The sequence below is a fragment of the Paenibacillus sp. FSL R10-2782 genome (assembly GCF_038592985.1).
Taxonomy (GTDB): domain Bacteria; phylum Bacillota; class Bacilli; order Paenibacillales; family Paenibacillaceae; genus Paenibacillus; species Paenibacillus terrae_C.
Map to the genome: position 1 here is coordinate 4,056,511 of NZ_CP151951.1, position 22,730 is coordinate 4,079,240.

Sequence of the window (22,730 nt, forward strand, 5' to 3'; positions counted from 1 at the left end):
AATTTCGGTTCCACACGAATGTGTGAATGAAATTCAAGGCAGCTACCTTTATTTCACTTGTTTACACAAGATCAGCGTAAAGGAATATTCTAAAACGCAATTTCGTTTCGGTATCCAGTTTTCAAGGTGCAATTCGCTTCAAAGAAGCGAAACCCGATGAATATTTCGGTTCCACACGGATGTGTGAATGAAACATTCGTCGAAGCTAGAGAGTTTGAGCTCTCAAAACTGAGCAACGAGTGAGTAAGTGTTTGAAGCTTACGCTTCATATTTGAATGTTTCCGTTGCAGGAAACGATTCTCCATAGAAAGGAGGTGATCCAGCCGCACCTTCCGATACGGCTACCTTGTTACGACTTCACCCCAATCATCTACCCCACCTTCGGCGGCTGGCTCCCTTGCGGGTTACCCCACCGACTTCGGGTGTTGTAAACTCTCGTGGTGTGACGGGCGGTGTGTACAAGACCCGGGAACGTATTCACCGCGGCATGCTGATCCGCGATTACTAGCAATTCCGACTTCATGCAGGCGAGTTGCAGCCTGCAATCCGAACTGAGACCGGCTTTTCTAGGATTCGCTCCAGATCGCTCTTTCGCTTCCCGTTGTACCGGCCATTGTAGTACGTGTGTAGCCCAGGTCATAAGGGGCATGATGATTTGACGTCATCCCCACCTTCCTCCGGTTTGTCACCGGCAGTCTGCTTAGAGTGCCCAGCTTGACCTGCTGGCAACTAAGCATAAGGGTTGCGCTCGTTGCGGGACTTAACCCAACATCTCACGACACGAGCTGACGACAACCATGCACCACCTGTCTCCCCTGTCCCGAAGGAAAGGTCTATCTCTAGACCGGTCAGGGGGATGTCAAGACCTGGTAAGGTTCTTCGCGTTGCTTCGAATTAAACCACATACTCCACTGCTTGTGCGGGTCCCCGTCAATTCCTTTGAGTTTCAGTCTTGCGACCGTACTCCCCAGGCGGAATGCTTAATGTGTTAACTTCGGCACCAAGGGTATCGAAACCCCTAACACCTAGCATTCATCGTTTACGGCGTGGACTACCAGGGTATCTAATCCTGTTTGCTCCCCACGCTTTCGCGCCTCAGCGTCAGTTACAGCCCAGAGAGTCGCCTTCGCCACTGGTGTTCCTCCACATATCTACGCATTTCACCGCTACACGTGGAATTCCACTCTCCTCTTCTGCACTCAAGCTCCCCAGTTTCCAGTGCGACCCGAAGTTGAGCCTCGGGATTAAACACCAGACTTAAAGAGCCGCCTGCGCGCGCTTTACGCCCAATAATTCCGGACAACGCTTGCCCCCTACGTATTACCGCGGCTGCTGGCACGTAGTTAGCCGGGGCTTTCTTCTCAGGTACCGTCACTCTTGTAGCAGTTACTCTACAAGACGTTCTTCCCTGGCAACAGAGCTTTACGATCCGAAAACCTTCATCACTCACGCGGCGTTGCTCCGTCAGGCTTTCGCCCATTGCGGAAGATTCCCTACTGCTGCCTCCCGTAGGAGTCTGGGCCGTGTCTCAGTCCCAGTGTGGCCGATCACCCTCTCAGGTCGGCTACGCATCGTCGCCTTGGTAGGCCATTACCCCACCAACTAGCTAATGCGCCGCAGGCCCATCCATCAGTGACAGATTACTCCGTCTTTCCTCCTCTCCCCATGCAGGGAAAGGATGTATCCGGTATTAGCTACCGTTTCCGGTAGTTATCCCAGTCTGAGGGGCAGGTTGCCTACGTGTTACTCACCCGTCCGCCGCTAGGTTGTTTGAGAAGCAAGCTTCTCAAACAACCCCGCTCGACTTGCATGTATTAGGCACGCCGCCAGCGTTCGTCCTGAGCCAGGATCAAACTCTCCATTAAAGACCAACCGAAGCTGGTTTATAGAAAGAGCGATTCGCTCATTTTGAAACTGACGAGATAAAATATCTCATTGTTCGCTTCCATTTTATACAGCCTGACGGCATGTACCAAAATCTCAGCGTTGGATTTTGCAAGCAAAATCCGTACTCACTCGTTGTTCAGTTTTCAAAGATCAAACCTAATCATATCTTGCTTTTGCCTTACTTCGTTTCACCACCGCATCTCAGCGGCGACTTAAATAATATATCACGTTTTCTAAGTCTTTGCAACACTTTTTTTAGGAGAATTTTTCGAGCATTTTCATTCTGCTTTGTGTTCTAACTGTCTCAGAAAAGACAGCTATAATAATATATCATATTCTCCTGTTACTTAGCAACATCTTTTTTAATTGGTTTCTACGCCCAAATTCACTCGCCTCTAATCGAAAAGAAAAGACTGTCATTCCATTTTCAAGGAATGAACTGCACCCCAATTGTTAGACACCATCTAACATTGGAGGTGCAGTTTTTGTAATGGCTAAAGTGACCACACAAGAAAAAATACAAGCGGTAAAAAGGTATCTTGAAGGGAAGGAAGGACAGAAAAGCATAGCGAGGAGTATAGGAGTATCGCATAGTATACTCCTAACATGGATTCGACAGTACGAACATCATGGAGAACAGGGTTTTGAAAATGGCTATACAACCTATTCCGTGGAAGATAAACTAAAGGTGCTTCATTATATAAACGAACATGGGACATCTATCCGCGAAGCAGCTGCGATCTTCAATATACCAACACATTCTCTGGTACTACGTTGGAAGAACCAACTAGAGACAGAAGGTGTAGATGCCCTCAAATCAAAGAAAAAGGGGCGTCCATCCATGAAAGAAGAATCCAAGAAACCTACTCCAGTTGAAGGCTCTATCGAGGCGTTACAAGCGGAAATAGAACGTTTGCGTATGGAGAATGCCTACTTAAAAAAGTTGAATGCCTTAGTTCAAAGCAAGGAAAAATCACAAAGCAAGACAAAGTGAAAGTCATTTTTGAACTAAGGCTGAAATACCCCGTTACGGCTCTGCTGCAACTGGCTCAGATACCACGTAGTACGTATTACTACTGGGTGAACACATTCGGAGAACCAGATAAAGATGCTGACTTAAAATCCCGTATTCAAGCCATTTATCAAGAGCATAAAGGCCGCTATGGATACCGCCGAATTCGAGATCAATTGCACAGTGAAAAGCTCCAAGTCAACCATAAAAAAGTACAACGAATCATGAGTGAACTTGGTTTGAAATGTACGGTACGAATGAAAAAGTACCGTTCATATAAAGGAACTGTTGGTAAAATCGCACCCAACATTTTAAATCGAGACTTCAACGCAACGAAGCCTAATGAAAAATGGGTGACGGATATTACGGAATTCAAGTTATTTGGTGAGAAGCTGTATTTATCCCCCCTATTGGACTTATTTAACGGTGAAATCATTACGTATACAGTGGAATCACGCCCCGTCTACTCTCTTGTTTCCAAGATGCTGGACAAGGCATTGGAACAAATAAATGAAGGAGATTCGCTCATGATTCATTCAGATCAGGGATGGCACTACCAAATGAGCCCATACCAACACACGTTAAAGGAACATGGAATAACACAAAGTATGTCGCGTAAAGGCAATTGCTATGACAATGCCGTGATCGAGAGCTTCTTTGGCATTCTAAAATCCGAATTTTTATACACACAAGAATTTGAAAGCATCGAACACTTCAAAGAGGAACTTGATCAATATATCACGTACTACAATAACGACCGTATAAAGACAAGATTAAAGGGCATGAGTCCCGCTCAATACCGGGCTCATACCCTCAAGATAGCTTAATTATATACCGTCTAACTTTTCGGGGTCACTTCAGAACGGACAGTCTTTCTATTTTATCATTCCACTCTTTTGGGTCAATCACAAGCTGAACTCGCCCTATGGAGTTTACCTCCACTTTTAAATTCCTTTTTGTCAGTCCTTAATCCAGGGATTTTTGCGAGAGCGGGAGCTACGTGCAGTGGAATGGGAAGCCATCGCTACCGTCTTACGGGACTTTTGATTTTTAGCAGTACCATTTTTACCCGAAACCTTGGCTTTGGATGTATCTTCTTTGGCTGCACTGTCTGAGGTATCTTTCCCCTTGCCTTTACGCACGTTGCTATCTTTATGTTTGGGAGAAGAGTTAACTTCGTTTTGGGGTCCATTATTCAGGCTTTCACTGTTTCCCTGCGTTCCAGGGAAAGCAGGTACTGATTCCACATTCCCCTCCCGGCAGCCGCAGTCAGGCAAAAACATATAGGGAGTGGTATACCCCTCTAATGGATATACAGGTGCATTCTCATGGGCGAACGGATGATGCGGGAGATTTGCGGACTGTTGCCCTTGTAACTGGCTATTGTCCGATACATACCCGCTCATAGGTAAGCCGTGATGGTGGAATCCCCATTCATGACTCCACTGACTGCCTTGGGCTGCACTCTCAGGATGCTGCGGGTAACCCTGATGTATAAATGGAGGATAGACAGGATAGGATGTATTCTCAGCCGCTTCATAGCTTGGATGATACCCCGGGCACATGCAGTCCGGATAGACAGGATAGGGTGTCGGTTGAACATTTATAGGCGCTGTTTGTACAGGTCCCCAACTCCATGGATGCTCACAGTCTTGCTGATATCCCTGGTTGGGGGCTACCGAAGGAGTCCATTGCTCTACAAAGGAAGTATTTACTGACGCATTTCCCCATGGCTGGGCAACCCCGATGCCTGGGTACCATGAGTTTGGACCCATATTTGCTGGTGAGTTGTAATCGTGCATTGGCTGCTGCATCGGCCATTGGGAATTTGTCGCTGCCTCCGAGTTCGTGCAACCGCAAAACTTCTCAGTTACAGGTTGAAGTTCAACATTTGCAGGCAGCTGTGGTTTGGGTTGAACTGGCTCGGAAGCTATAGGTTGAGGAGGGGCAGGGTTTACGGGCGTCGCTGGAATTTCGGGCATTTTCAATTCAGGCAGCTTGGGAACGTTCACTGTTTCCTTAGGCTGGGTCATCTGCTCTTTAGGGATAGGTGTGTTGTCTGGCTTGGGCTGAGTTAGCTCCGCTTTAGGTTGAGTCTGTTCAGCCTTGGTCTGGGGTAGGTTTTCGTTTTCATTATTTGCAGTTGGTGCTGGTGATTCTGCTTCAGGCTTTGTTGGCTCTTGCTTGACACCTGTGTTCTTCTTTTGATCCGAAGCAGGACTGTTCGCCTCGCCTTTGTATTGAGGAATATTGACGGTTTCCCCGACCAGTAGAGCATTCGGGTTTTTAAGTTGGGAATTGGCATCAATAATTAGCTTGAGCGGGACTCCCCATGCCTTGGACAACTTCCACAATGAATCCCCCTGCTTGACTTTGTGCTGATAAACCGTTGATGGCTGTTCTTGCATCGCAACAGGGTCTGCCGGAATTTTGATTTTCTCGCCGATACTTAACTGGTTTGGATCAGCCAACTGGGGATTGGCCGCAATCACTTTTTCCAGCGACACATTATATTTCTGGGCAAGCAAGTACAGTGTGTCGCCTTTCTTAACGATGTGTATTTTCACAGGTCACAAACCTCCTAGACATTCGTTCGGGCAGGATAGGATAAACGCCCGGCTTCTGTTATTACATCCTATGCACTTCCCAGGCGAATGACCCCATAGAAACAAAAAAATCCTCTCAACCGAATTCCCTTACGGGCATCCGGTCAAAAGGATTCACTATTTTTAGTCCTGCCACACTTTATAGCCGTCTTGATCCACGATCTTGCGGAACTCGGCCAATAGCTCCAAAGTCACGGGACCCGCGACACCAGAACCAATCGTACGACCATCTACTTCATAAGCAGCAATAACTTCTGCTGCAGTTCCTGTAAAGAACACCTCATCAGCGACATACACATCATGTAGCGTAAAAGGCTGCTCCTTGAGCGCATAACCGAGCTCGGCGCACAAGTCGATAATAGCATTACGCGTGATACCCTCAAGCGCTCCCAGATAGCAAGGCGGCGTATACAATACTCCGTTTTTGACGATAAAAATGTTGTCTGCGGAACCTTCCGTTACATATCCTTGGGAATTTAGCATAATAGCCTCGCCCACACCAGCATAGTTAGACTGGATTTTTACCAGGATGTTGTTGAGATAATTCAACGATTTGATTTTCGGATTCAGAGCATCTGGAATGTTACGACGCTGAGAGACGGAAATCGTCTTTAGCCCAGTCAGATAAGCTTCCTCGGGGTAGATGGCGAGTTGCTCCACGATAATGATAACACTTGCTTTCGGGCAGCGAAGAGGATCAAGCCCAAGATTCCCCGCACCACGCGATACAACCAAGCGAATGTATCCATTACGCATTTCGTTAAGACGAATCGTTTCCGCCATCGCTTCCAGCATTTCATCTGGAGACAACGGAATGTTTAACTGAATTGATTTTGCAGAATCGTACAGACGGTCCAAATGCTCTTTACATTTAAAAATATTACCGTTGTAAATTCGAATGCCTTCAAATATCCCGTCCCCATACAAAAAACCATGATCATATACGGAAACCTTTGCATTTTCCTTAGTTACATGCTGTCCATCTAGATAAATCCATTGCTCTGACATTAAGAACCGCACCTCCGATTATTGTTCTTCTAAAATAGGTTCCGCTACTTCAACATACTTGTAGCTTGGATAGGAACCAAGGATGCGCACGTGACATCCCAAAGCCTCAATCTCTGCAAATGCTGCGGGAAGCAGGACGGAATCCAGAGATTCCAAAATTTCAATGTAAAAATAGTAGTTTCCCAGTTGCTTTTTGGTCGGGCGCGATTCAATCCGTGACAGATTCAACCTGCGCCACGCAAATGCAGATAATATCTGATGCAACGCCCCCGGAAAATCCTGCGGTGGTGTCACCAGAATACTGGTCCGTTGACCTTCAGGTTTACGCGGGAGGCTGATAGGCTGATGGCCGATCAGGACAAAGCGGGTAAAGTTATTATCATGATCCGTCACCTTGCTGACCAAAATATCCAATCCGTGCTTGGAAGCCGCAAGCTTGGTTCCCAGAGCAGTCCAACCTTTGCCCGGATTATTTTTAACAATTTCGACGGCTTCTGCCGTACTTCCTGCACTCTCCAGCTCAGCCTGAGCAGCCGTAGTCTGTATGAACTCCTTACACTGCGGAAGCGCCACGGGATGAGACATAATTTTGACCACTTTGCTCAAATCCAGCTCGCCCCGGTCATTGGTAAATTCACTGCGATATCCAATGAGGTTTTGAATAGAAGGGTACACCCATTCCGCTTGCATCTGAATGTCCACTTCATGTACAAGCCAATCCATATGCAAACTTACAGAGCCATCAATTGTATTCTCAATCGGAATTACACTGTAGTCAGCCTTTCCCTTGTCCACAGCCTGAAATACATCTGCTATATACTTATAAAACTGCAATTCATAGGGCGTATCCCCTATCAAATACCGAATCGCTTCATGGGAAACGGTTCCCTCCGGAAGAAGTGCAATTCTTTTCATATCGTAACTTCCCCTTTAATCATGTCCATAAAAGGAATCTCTTTCTCATTAGTATATACTTTAACGCCTTCGCTCTCTGGGCGCAATTTTAAAACAGATGCAGTGATTCCTTTCTTGCCCATTGTTTCGGTTAAATACTGTTCCAGTTCCGTTCTCCGGTTCTCCCGGCGATCCGCCAATGCCAACAAGGTCGGTCCGGCTCCGCTAAGAGCCACACCCAAAGCACCATAATGATGTGCATCCTGCAAAATCTCCGTCATACCCGGCACAAGCGCCGCCCGATAAGGCTGGTGAAGCCGATCCTGCATCGCCTCGGCGATCAAATCGGTTCGGCCTGATGCCAATGCCGCTACGAGCATCGAAGCATGGCTCACATTGTATACAGCATCTTTCAAGGATACATGTGCGGGCAGAACCTCTCTGGCCTTGGAGGTAGACAATTGGAAATCTGGAATGACTACCAAGACCTCCAGATTCGCATCCGGCTCAAGCCGTAAATGTTTAGCATGTTTGCCATCCCACATCGCTGTAATGATGCCGCCAAACAAAGAGGCACCCACATTGTCAGGATGATTTTCAATAGCACTTGCCATGTCAAACAGCTTGGAATCTGGCAGAGGTGAGCCGATCAGCGTATTTGCAGCCACAAGCGCACCCACAATGGCTGAAGCACTACTGCCTAAACCACGGGTAAGTGGAATATCCGAATACATCGAAATATCCAACTCAGGAACTGTTACTCCAGCCTCCTGAAAAACCATTTGTGCTACTTTATAAATCAGATTCGTTTTATCCTGGGGAATGCCGTTCATTTCGTCCCCGTATAAATGGAAAGCCGTCTGTCCGGCTTCTTTCAATTCAACCCATGCATACAAGGACAACGCCATGCCCAGTGTATCAAAACCAGGGCCTAAATTGGCGGTACTTGCAGGCACACGCACTCTTGCGCTTTTCAAAACGGTCATACAAACAATCCCCCTGCTTTTTTGAACTATCCCTCTACCCGATACACACTCTTGATGCGCCGAATGACATCCAGAGATTCAAAATGCTCCAGAACCTTTTTCATACTCGCCTTACTGGCCAAATGGGTTACGATAATAATTTCAGCATCTGGATTGACCTCATTAGGCTGCTGCACCACAGATGCCAGACTGACGTTGAATTCAGCAAATACCTGCGTGATCTGCGCCAATACTCCGGCCTTATCATCTACATGCAAGAGTACGAAGTTTTTGAAATACACGTCCTCGTCACTGCTGATTTTTTTAGGGTTATAAGGTACGATGGCCTTAAGCCCATTCACGCCGAGCTTGAGGTTCTTCACTACAGCAACCAGATCAGCAACAACCGATGTAGCTGTCGGCATTTCTCCTGCGCCCGCACCATAGAACATGGTTTCACCCACGGCTTCTCCGTGTACATAAACCGCGTTGAATACCCCGTTCACTGAGGCCAAAGGATGCTGCTTGCGTACCATCGTCGGCTGAACATTGATCGTAAATTCATCACCCTGACGCTCCGCAATGCCAAGCAGTTTCATTTCATAGCCCAGTGTTTTGGCAAAAGCGATATCCTCACTGGATACCTTTGAAATACCAGTAACACTTACGTCCTTAAGCTCTACATCGGAACGGAAGCCGAGCGTACCAAGGATAGCCATTTTGCGGGCAGCATCCAGGCCCTCCACGTCTGAAGTCGGATCAGATTCTGCGTATCCAAGATTCTGCGCTTCCTTGAGAACTTCCTCGTAAGAAGCCCCCTCCTGACTCATTTTGGTTAAAATGAAATTGGTTGTACCGTTCACAATCCCCATAATACGAGTAATGCGATCTGAGGAGAAGCCTTCAATCAGCGTACGAATAATCGGAATACCGCCCGCTACACTAGCTTCATAAAAAATATCACACTGCTTTTCCTGCGCCTTCGCCAGCACTTCAGAGCCATGCAGAGCCATTAAGTCCTTGTTCGCTGTTACGATATGCTTTCCGCGCTCCAGCGCTTCAAGAATGTACTTCTTCGTCTGATCCACGCCACCCATGACTTCGATAATAACATCAATCTCGGGATCACGGATGACCTCCCACGGATCCTCTGTAAGCTTGGTGGGATCGACTTCAATGGAACGATATTTCTCTATATTTTTCACAGCTATTTTCTCAATAATGATCGGCGAACCGACTTGTCTGCTCAAATCTTCCTGATTTCCTTCCACAATTCGAACGACTCCCGTTCCTACCGTTCCTAACCCTAACAATCCTACTTTGACCGGTTTCATCCATTCCCCTCCTGCTAACTTATATCTGATGAGCTTTATAGCTCTTAACCTTGCCCAATCAGGCGAACACGCTTAACACCGGATATAGTCTCCAGTCCCTCCAGCAGAACCCCAAGCTCTTCACTGAGTCTGGACATTTCTACTGAAATGACAACGTTGGCTCTGCCTTGCAGCGGGATACTCTGCTGGATCGTTAGCACATTGCCTCCGTAATCTGCCACCTTGCCGAGAACTCTGGACAGCATGCCGGATTGATGCTCCAAATCAATGGAGATATTGACAATTCGCTCACGCTCCAACTGGTTGACCAAATGAATACCATCCTTATATTTATAAAAGGCGCTTCGACTTAGCCCGACTTGCTCCACGGCGTCATGCACGGTTTTAGCATCTCCCGAAGCAAGCAACAGCTTGACCTGGATCGTCTTAACGATAGCTTCAGGTAAAATATCTTCCCGTACCAAGTAATAGCGCTCTTTCACGAACGTCCTCTCCTCAAAGACTTATGTTTTTGTATAGAGGACATTATATCGAATCTCGTAACAATCGGCAAGCCAACGGTACAAAAAACGGCTACTGCCGTCTATAGGGTTTCCTATAGCGTAGTAACCGTCCATACTTCAGACAAGTATTTCATTTTTAATAATAGCTGCTGCCTTCCACGAATTCAAATTCGAAATCGGCAATGCGTACAGACGTCCCATCAACGGCACCACGCTTGCGCAGCTCAGCATCCACACCCATATGGCGCAATGTTCTTGCTAACTTTAAAATCGCATCGTGCGAATTCAGCTGCATACGCTTCATCATGCGCTCGATTTTGACACTGTGGACCACGAATGTATCATTGTCACGCACAATGGTGAAACTTTCATCCTCTGCCTTATCCAGCTTAAACACCTTACGTTCATTCACTTCTGCTACTTCCTCAACAATTGGCTCGTCCGGTATTTGATCCAACAGATCAGCAGCCCGATAGAGCAATTCCTTTACGCCTTGGCGCGTCAACGAGGAAATGGGCATAATTTCGAGATCTGGACGAACAGCAGCGATTTGCTCCTTGAATTGAGCCAGATTTTCTTCCGATTCCGGCATATCCATTTTATTCGCCGCCACAATTTGTGGACGCTCGGCTAATGCCGCGTTATATTGCTTTAATTCGTCGTTGATTTTAGTCCAATCCTCAAACGGATCACGCCCCTCAGAACCCGCCATATCCACGACGTGAATAATAATACGTGTCCGTTCAATGTGCCGCAGGAATTCATGTCCCAGTCCTATGCCTTCATGAGCTCCCTCAATCAATCCAGGCAGATCAGCCATAACAAAGTTGCGATGGTCGCCTACATCTACAACACCCAAATTAGGCGTAATCGTTGTAAAATGGTAGGCACCTATTTTCGGCTTTGCAGAAGATACTACCGACAGCAATGTGGACTTACCCACACTAGGGAAACCAACCAAGCCTACATCAGCCATTACTTTAAGCTCAAGGGTAATATAACGTTCCTGTCCCTCTCCGCCGTTCTCAGCCAGCTCAGGCGCTGGATTGTTTGGTGTGGCAAAACGGATATTTCCGCGCCCTCCACGTCCGCCTTTGGCCACGATGACCTGCTGACCATGACGTGTCATATCTGCCACTACTTCACCCGTATCATCATCCATGATAACTGTACCCGGAGGTATTCGTACGATCATATGATCCGCATTGGCTCCATGCTGGCTTTTGTTGCGGCCTTTTTCTCCTCGTTTAGCTTTAAAATGCCGCTGGTACCGAAAATCCATTAAGGTACGCAAACCTTCATCGACACGGAAAATCACGTCTCCACCGTTACCTCCATCACCGCCACCAGGGCCGCCTTCGGGAACGTATTTCTCACGGCGAAATGCAATCAACCCGTCTCCACCGTCGCCGCCCTTAACAAAAATCTTCGCTTTATCTACAAACATGGTTACACCTTCCTTATGTCTGACACTGCATCCGAATTTGAAGCATTTCTCCCGTAGGAAGCTTCTCTGTTCGAATGCGTTCACTTCCGTGTCCGGATCTGACCTGCTTTAACAAATTCAAATCAGCAGGCATGTCACTGCCTTCAAACCGGACGATAACATCATTCTGATCCATACCGAAATTAAGTGTCAATCTGCGCACTTCTCCCCAGGACGACCGGCCCCCGCCATATTGATACGCACGTACCGTTTCTATGACGGCCGAGGCAAGCGACTCGCCGTCTTCGGGAGACATGACAGCGTCCAACTTTAAATGCTCCTCAACCTGAACCATCAACTGTAAATTTCCGGCGTTCACGCGAAAAGATTGCAAATAAAACACCAGCGAGGGAATACCCAGCTTGGATATTTTACTGTCCTCCGCCACGCGCCCTTTTATTATTTCCACATAAGCAGCCGATTTATCATGCTTATTCATACGAATATAGCCATAAAGCACCTGCAAGTCATTCATCCAGTCATGCCGGTGATGATTAAGGGCTGCGATAGCTGTACGCTCCAAAGAACGCAAAGCAGCTTTCCGCTCAGCTTCAACCTGTCTCTGTATATACCGCATGCTAAAACAGGCGGCAATAACAGACCACGCGGCTAATATGATAATCGTTAGTGCTGCAGGATAGAGTAGTGAAAAAACCAAAGGAATCAGAATGGAACCCAACGCCAGATGAGGTGTTCTAATCCGCTGGAACATAGCTTCTCTCCGTTCTGCGATAATTAAAATGGATTAACGATGAACCTTAATCCAGTATAGCACAGACTGACTTTCCAGTTCATTACCATCATACAAAAAAGCCTCCGACAAAATTGCCGGAGGCTTTTCAGCGTGTCTAAGCCGCTATTAAGCTTCTACAGTAGCTGCTACTGGAGCAACGTCAATCGGGTAGATGCTCACCTTTTTGCGATCACGGCCCCAACGTTCGAACTTCACAACGCCGTCCACTTTCGCGAACAGAGTGTCGTCCTTACCGATGCCCACGTTCGTGCCCGGGTGAATTTTCGTTCCGCGTTGACGAACCAGAATGCTACCGCCGGTAACTGTTTGACCGTCAGCACGTTTCACGCCAAGACGTTTCGATTGACTGTCACGTCCGTTTTTCGTGGAACCTACACCTTTTTTCGATGCGAATAATTGAAGATCCAATGTCAATTTCAACATGATGTCTACCTCCTTCTTTGTTTATTTTCTATTTGAATATACTTACCGTATGATTCAGCAATACTTGTCAGCATAATCACCATAGATTCCAGCAGCAGTTGTACCTGCGCGTTCGCATCATGATGAACTTCGGGGGGAAGATACGCGCTCAAAAAGCCGTTTTCTATTTCCGATTCCATATCAACGTGTGTAAGAGCTTCAATCGAATTGACCGTCCCTACAGTTACCGCTGATACGCCAGCACATACGATATCCTCACCAGATTTGGCGTAATTCGCATGACCTTTAATGGAAAATCCCTGTATGCTGCCATCCTCCAGTCGTGTAATACGCACGATAATCACTTATCGCACCCTCTTACGCTTGGATTTTTCCAATCGTCACTTTCGTGTACGGTTGACGATGACCTTGCTTCACATGGTAGTTCTTTTTAGGTTTGTATTTGTATACAATGACCTTTTGGCCTTGACCATGTTTCTCAACTGTAGCTGTTACAGTAGCTCCGGAAAGAAGCGGTGTACCTGTAGTCAAGCCATTGTCGCTAGATACTGCCAGAACACGGTTGAACGTTACAGTTTCACCATCGGTAGCTTCCAACTTCTCGATGAACAATACATCGCCCTCTTGAACTTTGTATTGCTTACCACCTGTTTCAATAATTGCGTACATTTGCTTGCACCTCCTTATGTCTCAGACTCGCCTAATCGCAGGTGACAACTTCCCTGAGGATGCTGTACTTCAGCACCTGATTGGAGCGGTTACAGCATGTGCAGCCAATCTTACGCATGACACATACTAAAAGATTGTAGCATAAGCTTCGCCCACATTCAACCTCTAGTTTAAAATGATTTTGGAAACGCATTGCCTTATAAAATCGTCTTTTCCTCGCGTACCTTTTTTCGAGTCATCTCCAGAAGTCCTAGCCGTGTCCAGCCAACGACATATGATTTGGTTCGGTCTTTTTTCAGCCTAGACTCCAGCACAGAGGACACTTCACGTCGGTTCTCCTCTTGTTCCATGTCAATAAAATCAATAATGATAATGCCCCCGATATCACGTACACGCAGCAGCCGGGCAATCTCTTCGGCCGCCTCGATGTTAGTCCGGGTCACCGTCTCTTCCAGATTGCTACCCCCCGTAAATTTCCCAGTGTTCACATCAATGACGGTCAGTGCCTCTGTATGGTCGATGATGATATATCCACCGCCCTGAAGCCATACTTTTCGCGCAAAATCACGTTCCAGTTGCTCATGGATACCATAGGTTTTAAATATGGTCTCTTCTGCACCACGAAATATGCTCACATGAGCTTTCTCCGAACTGATTTGACGTAGTAATATTTCCGCTTCCCTCGCCTGTTCCTCACTGTCAATAATCAGCTCATCCTGCTCCGGTGTAAACACATCCCGTATCAAACGCTGGACGATGCTCAAATCCCGGTGCAGCTCACATGGAGCAGAGTGTTCGGTAGCTTTACGCTGAATGACTTCCCATTGCTGACGCAACTGGTTCAGGTCATTTTCAACCGCTTCTCTGCTCATTTCCTCCGAAACTGTACGAATAATGACTCCTTCCTCACCCGTTCGAAGATGCTCTCCCATCGCTTTCAGACGAGTCCGTTCTCCCTCACGCTCGATCTTTTTGGATACAGCCACATAATCGGCGCCAGGCATGTATACAATCCAGCGACCCGGAAGTGAAAAATGAGTGGTTACTCTAGCACCTTTGCTACCCACGGCCTCTTTCAACACCTGTACTACAATTTCTTGTCCAACTTTCAACAGCTCGGAAATGGACGGCTTCATCTCAGGTTGCTTGTCCAAATGGGCGTGAAGTACGTCATCCACATATAAAAAGGCATTCTTTCGCTGTCCAATATCAACAAAGGCAGCTTGCATTCCCGGCAGTACATTGACGACTCTGGCTTTGAAAAAGGAGCCAAGAATTCCCCGCTTTCGCGGCAATTCAGCTGCATATTCTACCAATCGTCCCTCTTCCAACAGTGCCATTTGGGTCATCTGCTGCTGGCATTGTACAATCATTTGCTTCATGGTTTTTCAACCTCTCTAGATACAGCCTCTTTCCTCAACTTATAAAAACGGCTAACTTTTCTATTTAGGTTTGGATTTTCCGCCATCCGGCGGACGCGCTGCAAAATAAGAGCGAATAAGGCGTTGCTCTGGTAATACGGCTACAATCCGTCCCTGCTCATTCATGACATAAACCATATGATATCGGTCCCTTTTGAAAAGACGCAAAACAGGCTCCAAATGTTTCATAGGCAAGGATACAATTGGCAAGGCAATACTTCCCTTGGCCGCCTCGCGGTAAAAGAGCTCGTCCCTTCCCAGCAAAAAACGTATAAAACGATAGGGGATATTACGATAATCCACAATATTAGAATAAAGCAAAAAAATCCCTACCGCCAGCAGATTTAAATGCACAGGTCCATTTTGCCATAATAACGGGGAAACACCATAGATACAAAATAGCAGGCTGGTCACGATGCTGGCTCGAAAAGTCCAAACTAGAGTACGGTGATACGGGATGATTAAGCTCAGCAGCGCCTGCATTATTTTCCCGCCATCCAGTGGTAAAATCGGGAGCAGATTGAACAGTGCAATGACAGCATTTCCCTGAATCATATAATTTATATATTCATGCCCCACTCCGCTCACATTTCTTAGCAATAGAAGGATGACAATCATAATTCCGTTTTGCAAAGGACCAGCCAGCGCAATGATAATCTCCTTCCACGCGTTGAGCTTTCCCTGATCGTCAATGACAGCCACCCCTCCAAAGGGTAGCATCTGTATAGTCAGTACTCGCGCCCCCAACAACGCGGCAGCTGTCGCATGTCCCAGCTCATGAATGAACACCAGCGTAAACAAAGTCATAATCTCGATAAAATGCCCTGTCAACACAGAGGTCAGCATCACCAGCACGAACAGTGGATGCAGAGACAAATTCACACCCCGGACATTAATCAAGGGCTACCACTTCCGCCGGATCGATATACTGATTTCCTCTCTGCACCGCAAAAAACAGAGTCGCCGCCTCACTGCCACTATGGCCTGCTGGCAGCACACCGACCTCGTCCCCCTCCTGGACCCAATCGTTCACCTTTAAGGTAGAGCGAGATAGACGTCCGTACGTTACGGTAATGCCGCCCGTGTGGCGAATTGTAATTGTAATTCCACTTTCCGGGTGATTGAATATGTCCAGCACACGTCCCGCATCTATACTTTTGACAGCGATTGCCCCAATACCAGCAGCATTGGGTACAATTTCCACTCCTTTGAGACTTAGTGCAAATGGCTGTGTTATATTCCCTTGAATTGGAGGAGAGCCTTTGCGGACTGCGTTCACCTTGTATGTTTCAGGCTTCTCTCCAAAGATTGGTAAAAAGGACGGGGTCCCATCAAAATAAGTTTCATACCATTGTCCAGCGGCTGCAAAATCCATATCCTTATTTAAGGCATCGGCGATAAACATTCTCAAATTGACGGCATAGGGAACATCCCAGCGAAATAATCCCCACACCAATCCAAACAACACTGTAGCGAATACAGACCTGCGCCAAAAAGAAAGCCAAAAAGAAGGACGCCGGTTCTCCCCAAAAGATTGCTGCCAGCGTTGTCGTTCATTTTTCCATTCGGTTTCCGGGTCTCTGGGCCTGTTGGTACTGACTGCTGGCATCGGCTTCATTTCCCTGTTCCTGTGCCTGTCCTGATTCATGCCTAAGGAATACTCTTCCGCTTTGTTTCTCGCGATCAGCTGCTGTATGCGTTCTTCTCTGCGCTGCTTGATTCCGGAGTTTTTATTCATCCTGTTCCAGCCCCCCAGCGAGGTATGTTTGGTACATCTTATGAGGACGGGCTCCAACTTATGTTGTCCGGTTCGGGATTACGTATCTGAAAATGAAAAAATCCGGCGCAAGCGCACCGGATGGTCTGTATATAGCGGTTATGTAGTGAGTCTGAAATTAAGATTCAGGATTTATAGAAGTCTAAAAGGGCAAGCCAAAAACACTTAAATAAGTACATTACTTATTTAAGTGTTCGTAAGATCAAATCACACGCGGAGACGGCTCCCAGCCATAACTCACTGTTTTCTTCATCCACCCATACCAAAAAATTTCTTAAACCGAGTCATTACGCTTTTCTTCTGATCCAATTGCATGAGCGGAACTGTGTCACCCAAAATCCGTCTAGCAATGTTACGGTATGCAATCGCTGCCTGTGAATCGGGATTCATGACGGTAGGCTCTCCTGTATTGGCTGCCTTGATTACCATTTCATCATCTGGCACAATCCCAATGAGGTCTATGCTGAGCACTTGTAAGATGCCATCAATATCCAGCATATCCCCGGATTTGACCATACTGTTACGGATACGGTTAACCACCAGTTTTGGCGAGATCACATGCGAGCTTTCCAGTAATCCGATAACCCGGTCAGCATCACGCACAGCAGCGTTTTCCGGTGTCGTTATGACAATGGCCTGATCCGCTCCGGCAATAGCATTTTTGAATCCCTGCTCAATACCCGCAGGACAGTCAATCAATATATATTCAAAATCCTTTTTAAGCTCCAAAATAATATCCTTAACCTGCTCTGGCGTTACGGCACTTTTGTCCTTGGTCTGAGCAGCAGGCAGCATATACAGCTCCTCAAAGCGCTTATCCTTGACCAAAGCCTGATTTAAACGGCAACGACCTTCCACTACATCGACCAGATCATAAATAATCCGATTTTCCAGACCCATAACAACATCCAGATTACGCAAGCCGATATCCGTATCCACCAAGCACACCTTTTTGCCGAGCAGTGCCAGCGCTGTTCCTATATTGGCTGACGTCGTCGTTTTGCCGACGCCGCCTTTTCCTGAAGTGACGACGATAGCCTCTCCCATGTGCTACACCCCTTTGAACACGTTAAAATCGCGGCCCAGACGCACAATATTACTCATTTTATCTATTTGCATGGCGCCGTCCTTGAGATACGCAAATTCCATTCCAGATTCACGCGTCTCCCATTCATCGGGTGGACGACTGATCATTTCGGAAATTCGCAGCTGTGTTGGTGCAAAATAGGAGGCTGCGATAATTGCCTCGCCATTTCCCTCCATCCCTGCATGTGCCATACCTCGAAGGGCACCGAGGACATAGATATCACCAGTACACGTTATAATTCCACCGGGGTTCACATCTCCCAAAAAGAGCAAATTCCCGTTATGATGAAGCACCTGGCCGGAACGGATAATCCCTGTCACGGTGTGAATGGGAGCTTCCCCCTGCACTTCTGAAGGCAGTCCGGGCGATTCAACGGACCGTATGAGCAAATTCCCCTTCTGTCTCAAAATCTCCAGAATGCTTTCCTTCTGTTCCTCCGTCACTTCCCGGCTTCCCAGCTTAATGTCTACATGAATAATCGGGCCGGTTAAAATATTTTGATGACTGTGCTCCAGCTTGAAACGCAGCTCACCCAGCAAATCCTCAAACTCGCATTGATCGTCCAGAAGGAAAACCAGGCCGTCTTTGATGCCTTTAATCGTGACATGATTCGATTTAACCGCCATTAGCCTGTCCCTCCTATCTCAATCATTTCGTCCCCGGAACGTGAAATCCCTGCTAACCCGGACAAAATGTGTGTAAAAAGACCTAGACATTCTCTTCCTTTTTCACACGGATACCCAAACGCTGCAATTGCTTGCGAACTGGGACGTAAATGATGAGGGCGAACAGAAAATGGATAAATAAATCAGGAATCATATATTGGGCCAGCGCCCAATCAAAATTCTGATGGTTCAGCTGAAACAAATGATCAATAGCAAAAAGCATGGAATCCAGCAGAAAACTGCCGAGCAGCACAGCTCCCATCATAATAGGCATCGGCGCACGGCGAGCTGTAAATACCAGCCCCAGCAAATAAGCCGACAATCCCATTGCAAAAGAGTAAGGTCCGATAATAAACCCGTAATACACAACATCGTGAATAAGTCCAAAAACAATACCCAGTACCAATGCTGTATGGCGACTATAATATACGGATACGAACAGAATGACGACAAACACTAAATTCGGAACCATTCTCGGATGCCAACTATCCGGAAGAAGCCACGGAAGAATCGTTCCTTCAGCTATAAACAGTGCAAACAGCAGCAGTATTAAAACCTGACCGCGTATCTTCATTATTCCGGTACCTCAGGAGTGTAAAGAACGAGCAATTCTTTCCAATCCACAAAGCTGGCTGCAGGTTTGATAATCGCTGTACGTGTTTGTCCAAACTCGCCAACCTGGATTTTTTCTACTGTACCGATCAACAGATTTTTACGGAACTTCCCGCCTGCTCCGGACGTAATGATCTGATCACCTTTTGCGATGGTGTCACCTTCCGCAATCCTCGTCATTTGGAATGTATTCGTAGCCGGATCATAGCTTTCAATCATACCGAACGAAGTATTTTCCTTGCCCAGTGCTGTCGCTGCGATAGCATAAGAATTTGGATTTTTAGGGTCCAATGTAGTCAATAGCGTAACTGTTGAAGTGAAGTTCGCTGTACGGCTAATAACCCCTACAAATCCTTCAAGTGATCTGACTTCCTGACCAACCTTGGCTCCGTCCTTTTCACCAATGTCAATGACAAGTGTTTTGGAATCATTGCTGACGCTATTGACCTGTGCAATACGATAATCATATTGATTTTTGGACTTTTGCGTTTGGGTGAATTTCAGTTCTTGCTCAAGTCTGGCGTTAGTCTCTTTTAAGTTAGAAGTCTGAATCTGCTCGGCGGTTAACTGAGCTACAGCAATTTTCAACCGTTCATTTTCACTAAAAATGCTTCGCATATTCCCGATATCTTCAAAGAAGCCCGCTATTGCTGAAGCGGGCTTGTAGAAGATACCTTGCACAAAGCCAATTGAATCTCTGGCGAACTTTTCCGGCCAGGTTAAGGAATTTCTCTGTCCAAGTGTAATCCCCATAAGGGCAATAAACAGAACGATTCCAATCAATAGAATAAATAGTCTTTTATTGCCAAACAGCTTAAACAGTTCCTACACCCCCGATTCAACGTTTGGAACGGACGGCGGAACTGCTGCGCGATTTGAACAAATGAATATTTTCCAGCGCTCTGCCTGTACCGATTGCCACGCAATCCAGAGGATTTTCCGCTACGATAACCGGCATACCAGTTTCAGCCGCCAACAACTTGTCCAAGTTACGCAAAAGTGCTCCGCCACCAGTCAATACGATACCTCGGTCCATAATGTCCGCCGCCAGCTCGGGAGGGCATTTTTCCAGTGTCACTTTGACTGCTTCCACAATTGCATTCACTGTATCGGACAACGCTTCACTGATTTCATCCGACGTAATCGTAATCGTCTTCGGCAAACCTGTTACCAGATCACGTCCACGAATTTCTGACGTCTCCACTTGTTCCAGCGGCATTGCGGAACCGACTTCCATTTTCAACTGTTCTGAAGTCCGCTCACCAATCATCAGATTGTATTGACGCTTCACGTATTGAATGATGGAGTCGTCCATTTCATCACCAGCCACACGCACGGAACGGCTCGTCACAATCCCGCCCAGAGAAATAACCGCTACCTCGGTTGTACCTCCGCCGATATCGACAACCATACTACCCGTTGGCTCCCATACGGGAAGATCAGCGCCGATTGCAGCCGCAAACGGCTCCTCAATCGTGTACGCTTCTCGCGCGCCCGCTTGCTTCGTCGCATCTTCAACAGCACGTTGCTCCACCGCAGTAATACCTGAAGGTACACAAACCATCACGTTCGGATGACGTGGAAACAAAGAACGTTGGGCTTGCGCCTGACGAATAAAATATTTAATCATCGTTGCAGTCGTGTCAAAATCCGCAATAACGCCATCCTTCATCGGACGGATCGCACGGATATTCCCCGGTGTACGACCAATCATTTTTTTTGCAGATTCACCAACTGCTTCAATGGTTTTTGTGTCTGTACGTATTGCGACAACAGAAGGTTCACGAACCACAATCCCTTTTCCTCTTACGTATACCAGCGTGTTTGCCGTCCCCAAGTCAATTCCTAAATCTTTTGTAAAGCCACCCAGCATGATGTTAATCTCCTTTTCTCTTCCCTGAAATCTGTTATCCATGTATAAACGGTTTATTCAGGCCGGCCTAGCCGGTCGGATTTAAATGTTTGATTTAAATAGTATATTATATCAGACCTTGTTCCTTCAAACTTACGAAGGTTCCGTCCCCGATCACGATATGATCGAGCACGTCGATGCCCACGATGTTGCCCGCTTCCATCAGGCGACGGGTCAACTGGACATCCTCCGGGCTTGGCTTCGGATCACCGCTCGGATGGTTATGAGCGCAAATAATCGAAGCACTGCTGCATTTGATCGCTGCCCGAAATACTTCACGAGGATGTACGATGGCGGCATTCAGGCTGCCCATGGATAGCGTTTCCTGGGCAATGACATGATTTTTAGTATTCAGGAACAGGCATACAAAATGCTCCTTCTGCAAATAACGAAGCTGCTCAAACAACAAATCTGCCACGTCCCGTGGGCAACTGATCACCGGGGTCTCCAAATGGCGTGACAATGCCAACCGTCGCCCCAGCTCGATACTCGCTTTGAGCTGTACCGCCTTGGCATTGCCAATGCCTTTAATCTGGGTCAATTCGGTCATACTCATATCCACCAGTTGGCGCAAATTCCCCGCCTGCTGCAAAATACGCTGGGCTAAATGCACCGATGACTCATTTTGTGTTCCCGTACGCAGCAATATTGCCAGCAACTCCGCGTTGCTTAAAGCTTCCGCCCCATATGTCATCATGCGCTCTCTTGGTCGTTCTTCATGAGGAAGGTCGCGAAGCATCAGTGTTGGCGACTCTAACATATGTTTATCCCCTTTAAGGTTGCAACACGCTCACTCCGAATTCGGACAACATGTCCGACAGCAGGGATAGCGGCAATCCTACGACGTTAAAATAACAACCCTGAATAGATTCCACCAGCATAGCACCCAAACCCTGAATGCCGTACGCTCCCGCTTTGTCAGACGGTTCGCCTGTATTCACATATGCCACAATTTGCTCATGGCTCAAAGACTTCATCGTTACCTCCGTTTGGCGGTGTCTGACAAGCGTTTTGCCGGTTAAGGTATGTATGCAGGCCACCCCAGTGAATACAAGGTGGGTTCTTCCCTGCAATGCTGTCAGCATGCGAACCGCATCCGCATGGTCGGCAGGCTTACCCAGTACCAAACCATCCAGCACGACTATGGTATCACTGCCAATTACTAATCCATCTTCTTCGGATTGGCTGGCAATGTTCACGACCACTTCAGCTTTGCGTACCGCAAGGGTCTCCACAATTTGCTGAGGCGTCCAGCTCTCAGGCGTGCTTTCATCCGCATGACTCGGCATCACGTCAAAGGGCAGTCTAAGAAATGAAAGCAACTCCTTCCTTCTCGGTGAAGTCGATGCCAGAATAATGCGGGGCGTAATTTTCCCGTCCATAAGGGAAGCTCCTTTTCATCAGTTAGAGCCTGCGGTACAGCCAAAACGCGGCGATGATGCCGATCAGACTAAGCAGGCTCAATTCAAAATTTATCGTTATGTTGTAGCTGATAATATCCAGATCCGCTCTCGGCGACCAGGATATCGTAGTGGGGTGGGTCAGAAAGGAAAGGAATTTGAACGATTGAAGGGCTTTGGCAATCCATGCACCCAAAAGCCAACCGAGCAACAAAAACAGCATAAGCATCCCTACATTTTTTTCATCCTGATCTTCCCTCGCCATTTTTTGACACCTTCATTATTATACGGTGATTTCAACTGCAATACAAACAG

23 protein-coding genes, 1 rRNA gene and 1 other annotated feature are annotated in these 22,730 nt (G+C 47.1%); of the genes, 1 reads left to right on the forward strand and 23 read right to left on the reverse strand.

Going from position 1 to position 22,730, the window contains the following annotated elements; translation table 11 throughout:
• Positions 1-307: 307 nt before the first annotated feature.
• Positions 308-1,865 (reverse strand): 16S ribosomal RNA (locus NST83_RS18340).
• Between the two features lie 512 nt (positions 1,866-2,377).
• Here NST83_RS18340 and NST83_RS18345 point away from each other — a divergent pair.
• A protein-coding gene (locus tag NST83_RS18345; RefSeq protein ID WP_342415192.1) for an IS3 family transposase occupies positions 2,378-3,726 on the forward strand; the annotation gives its coding sequence in 2 pieces (ribosomal slippage) (positions 2,378-2,822 and positions 2,822-3,726; 1,350 coding nt in all).
• A 132-nt stretch (positions 3,727-3,858) separates the two neighbouring features.
• On the opposite strand, the gene NST83_RS18350 is transcribed toward NST83_RS18345, so the two are convergent.
• From NST83_RS18350 to NST83_RS18455, 22 genes are all read right to left on the reverse strand, one after another.
• Positions 3,859-5,466 carry a LysM peptidoglycan-binding domain-containing protein gene (locus tag NST83_RS18350; RefSeq protein ID WP_342415193.1) on the reverse strand — a complete coding sequence of 536 codons (1,608 nt, stop codon included), beginning with the start codon at positions 5,464-5,466 and terminating at the stop codon, positions 3,859-3,861.
• Between the two features lie 162 nt (positions 5,467-5,628).
• Positions 5,629-6,513 carry a branched-chain-amino-acid transaminase gene (gene ilvE / locus NST83_RS18355; protein ID WP_342415194.1) on the reverse strand — a complete coding sequence of 295 codons (885 nt, stop codon included), beginning with the start codon at positions 6,511-6,513 and terminating at the stop codon, positions 5,629-5,631.
• 18 nt (positions 6,514-6,531) lie between these two features.
• Positions 6,532-7,428 (reverse strand): prephenate dehydratase, encoded by an 897-nt coding sequence (gene pheA / locus NST83_RS18360; RefSeq protein WP_342415195.1) that lies wholly within the window; start codon positions 7,426-7,428, stop codon positions 6,532-6,534.
• Complete coding sequence (gene thrB / locus NST83_RS18365; RefSeq protein ID WP_342415196.1) at positions 7,425-8,393, reverse strand: homoserine kinase; 969 nt, start codon at positions 8,391-8,393, stop codon at positions 7,425-7,427. The genes pheA and thrB overlap by 4 nt, the downstream gene beginning before the upstream one ends.
• Positions 8,394-8,419: 26 nt before the next feature.
• Positions 8,420-9,706 (reverse strand): homoserine dehydrogenase, encoded by a 1,287-nt coding sequence (locus tag NST83_RS18370; RefSeq protein ID WP_342415197.1) that lies wholly within the window; start codon positions 9,704-9,706, stop codon positions 8,420-8,422.
• A gap of 44 nt (positions 9,707-9,750) precedes the next feature.
• Positions 9,751-10,188 carry an ACT domain-containing protein gene (locus NST83_RS18375; protein ID WP_342415198.1) on the reverse strand — a complete coding sequence of 146 codons (438 nt, stop codon included), beginning with the start codon at positions 10,186-10,188 and terminating at the stop codon, positions 9,751-9,753.
• Between the two features lie 157 nt (positions 10,189-10,345).
• Complete coding sequence (gene obgE, locus NST83_RS18380) at positions 10,346-11,656, reverse strand: GTPase ObgE (RefSeq protein WP_342415199.1); 1,311 nt, start codon at positions 11,654-11,656, stop codon at positions 10,346-10,348.
• A 13-nt stretch (positions 11,657-11,669) separates the two neighbouring features.
• A complete protein-coding gene (locus NST83_RS18385; RefSeq protein ID WP_137059939.1) occupies positions 11,670-12,407 on the reverse strand; it encodes a Spo0B domain-containing protein in 738 nt (245 codons plus the stop codon).
• Between the two features lie 147 nt (positions 12,408-12,554).
• Positions 12,555-12,872 (reverse strand): 50S ribosomal protein L27, encoded by a 318-nt coding sequence (gene rpmA / locus NST83_RS18390; RefSeq protein WP_137059940.1) that lies wholly within the window; start codon positions 12,870-12,872, stop codon positions 12,555-12,557.
• A 5-nt stretch (positions 12,873-12,877) separates the two neighbouring features.
• The gene (locus tag NST83_RS18395) at positions 12,878-13,216 is read right to left on the reverse strand and encodes a ribosomal-processing cysteine protease Prp (protein ID WP_342415200.1); all 339 of its coding nucleotides are present in this window, start codon (positions 13,214-13,216) and stop codon (positions 12,878-12,880) included.
• 13 nt (positions 13,217-13,229) lie between these two features.
• A complete protein-coding gene (rplU, locus tag NST83_RS18400; protein ID WP_014277583.1) occupies positions 13,230-13,541 on the reverse strand; it encodes a 50S ribosomal protein L21 in 312 nt (103 codons plus the stop codon).
• 13 nt (positions 13,542-13,554) lie between these two features.
• Positions 13,555-13,642: a sequence feature (ribosomal protein L21 leader region), on the reverse strand.
• Positions 13,643-13,738: 96 nt separating this feature from the next.
• Positions 13,739-14,923, reverse strand: a complete 1,185-nt coding sequence (locus tag NST83_RS18405) for an Rne/Rng family ribonuclease (RefSeq protein WP_342415201.1) — start codon at positions 14,921-14,923, stop codon at positions 13,739-13,741.
• 60 nt (positions 14,924-14,983) lie between these two features.
• Positions 14,984-15,862, reverse strand: coding sequence for a M50 family metallopeptidase (locus tag NST83_RS18410; protein ID WP_342415202.1), 879 nt, complete (start codon positions 15,860-15,862; stop codon positions 14,984-14,986).
• On the reverse strand, positions 15,855-16,700 hold the full coding sequence (locus NST83_RS18415; RefSeq protein WP_342415203.1) for a peptidoglycan DD-metalloendopeptidase family protein: 846 nt from the start codon (positions 16,698-16,700) through the stop codon (positions 15,855-15,857). The genes NST83_RS18410 and NST83_RS18415 overlap by 8 nt, the downstream gene beginning before the upstream one ends.
• 288 nt (positions 16,701-16,988) lie before the next feature.
• Complete coding sequence (gene minD / locus NST83_RS18420; RefSeq protein ID WP_137059945.1) at positions 16,989-17,786, reverse strand: septum site-determining protein MinD; 798 nt, start codon at positions 17,784-17,786, stop codon at positions 16,989-16,991.
• Positions 17,787-17,789: 3 nt separating this feature from the next.
• Positions 17,790-18,452: a septum site-determining protein MinC gene (minC, locus tag NST83_RS18425; protein WP_137059946.1), complete on the reverse strand. Its 663-nt coding sequence runs from the start codon at positions 18,450-18,452 to the stop codon at positions 17,790-17,792.
• A gap of 82 nt (positions 18,453-18,534) precedes the next feature.
• The gene (gene mreD / locus NST83_RS18430) at positions 18,535-19,065 is read right to left on the reverse strand and encodes a rod shape-determining protein MreD (RefSeq protein ID WP_137059947.1); all 531 of its coding nucleotides are present in this window, start codon (positions 19,063-19,065) and stop codon (positions 18,535-18,537) included.
• The gene (mreC, locus tag NST83_RS18435) at positions 19,065-19,892 is read right to left on the reverse strand and encodes a rod shape-determining protein MreC (protein ID WP_342417993.1); all 828 of its coding nucleotides are present in this window, start codon (positions 19,890-19,892) and stop codon (positions 19,065-19,067) included. Before mreC ends, mreD begins: the two co-directional genes overlap by 1 nt.
• A gap of 49 nt (positions 19,893-19,941) precedes the next feature.
• Positions 19,942-20,976 (reverse strand): rod shape-determining protein, encoded by a 1,035-nt coding sequence (locus NST83_RS18440; protein ID WP_137060209.1) that lies wholly within the window; start codon positions 20,974-20,976, stop codon positions 19,942-19,944.
• A 106-nt stretch (positions 20,977-21,082) separates the two neighbouring features.
• Positions 21,083-21,775, reverse strand: coding sequence for a DNA repair protein RadC (radC, locus tag NST83_RS18445; RefSeq protein ID WP_342415204.1), 693 nt, complete (start codon positions 21,773-21,775; stop codon positions 21,083-21,085).
• A gap of 13 nt (positions 21,776-21,788) precedes the next feature.
• Entirely contained in the window at positions 21,789-22,397 is a 609-nt protein-coding gene (locus NST83_RS18450) for a Maf family protein (RefSeq protein WP_342415205.1), read from the reverse strand.
• Between the two features lie 22 nt (positions 22,398-22,419).
• Entirely contained in the window at positions 22,420-22,680 is a 261-nt protein-coding gene (locus NST83_RS18455; RefSeq protein ID WP_342415206.1) for a DUF4321 domain-containing protein, read from the reverse strand.
• Between the last annotated feature and the right edge of the window lie 50 nt (positions 22,681-22,730).

What these genes read in the sequence shown, in the direction of transcription:
- ilvE (WP_342415194.1), bottom strand. Translation starts at nt 6,513, where the DNA reads ATGTCAGAGCAATGGATTTATCTAGATGGACAGCATGTAACTAAGGAA.
- pheA (WP_342415195.1), bottom strand. Translation starts at nt 7,428, where the DNA reads ATGAAAAGAATTGCACTTCTTCCGGAGGGAACCGTTTCCCATGAAGCG.
- thrB (WP_342415196.1), bottom strand. Translation starts at nt 8,393, where the DNA reads ATGACCGTTTTGAAAAGCGCAAGAGTGCGTGTGCCTGCAAGTACCGCC.
- NST83_RS18370 (WP_342415197.1), bottom strand. Translation starts at nt 9,706, where the DNA reads ATGAAACCGGTCAAAGTAGGATTGTTAGGGTTAGGAACGGTAGGAACG.
- obgE (WP_342415199.1), bottom strand. Translation starts at nt 11,656, where the DNA reads ATGTTTGTAGATAAAGCGAAGATTTTTGTTAAGGGCGGCGACGGTGGA.
- NST83_RS18385 (WP_137059939.1), bottom strand. Translation starts at nt 12,407, where the DNA reads ATGTTCCAGCGGATTAGAACACCTCATCTGGCGTTGGGTTCCATTCTG.
- rpmA (WP_137059940.1), bottom strand. Translation starts at nt 12,872, where the DNA reads ATGTTGAAATTGACATTGGATCTTCAATTATTCGCATCGAAAAAAGGT.
- rplU (WP_014277583.1), bottom strand. Translation starts at nt 13,541, where the DNA reads ATGTACGCAATTATTGAAACAGGTGGTAAGCAATACAAAGTTCAAGAG.
- NST83_RS18405 (WP_342415201.1), bottom strand. Translation starts at nt 14,923, where the DNA reads ATGAAGCAAATGATTGTACAATGCCAGCAGCAGATGACCCAAATGGCA.
- NST83_RS18415 (WP_342415203.1), bottom strand. Translation starts at nt 16,700, where the DNA reads ATGAATAAAAACTCCGGAATCAAGCAGCGCAGAGAAGAACGCATACAG.
- minD (WP_137059945.1), bottom strand. Translation starts at nt 17,786, where the DNA reads ATGGGAGAGGCTATCGTCGTCACTTCAGGAAAAGGCGGCGTCGGCAAA.
- minC (WP_137059946.1), bottom strand. Translation starts at nt 18,452, where the DNA reads ATGGCGGTTAAATCGAATCATGTCACGATTAAAGGCATCAAAGACGGC.
- mreD (WP_137059947.1), bottom strand. Translation starts at nt 19,065, where the DNA reads ATGAAGATACGCGGTCAGGTTTTAATACTGCTGCTGTTTGCACTGTTT.
- NST83_RS18440 (WP_137060209.1), bottom strand. Translation starts at nt 20,976, where the DNA reads ATGCTGGGTGGCTTTACAAAAGATTTAGGAATTGACTTGGGGACGGCA.
- radC (WP_342415204.1), bottom strand. Translation starts at nt 21,775, where the DNA reads ATGTTAGAGTCGCCAACACTGATGCTTCGCGACCTTCCTCATGAAGAA.
- NST83_RS18450 (WP_342415205.1), bottom strand. Translation starts at nt 22,397, where the DNA reads ATGGACGGGAAAATTACGCCCCGCATTATTCTGGCATCGACTTCACCG.
- NST83_RS18455 (WP_342415206.1), bottom strand. Translation starts at nt 22,680, where the DNA reads ATGGCGAGGGAAGATCAGGATGAAAAAAATGTAGGGATGCTTATGCTG.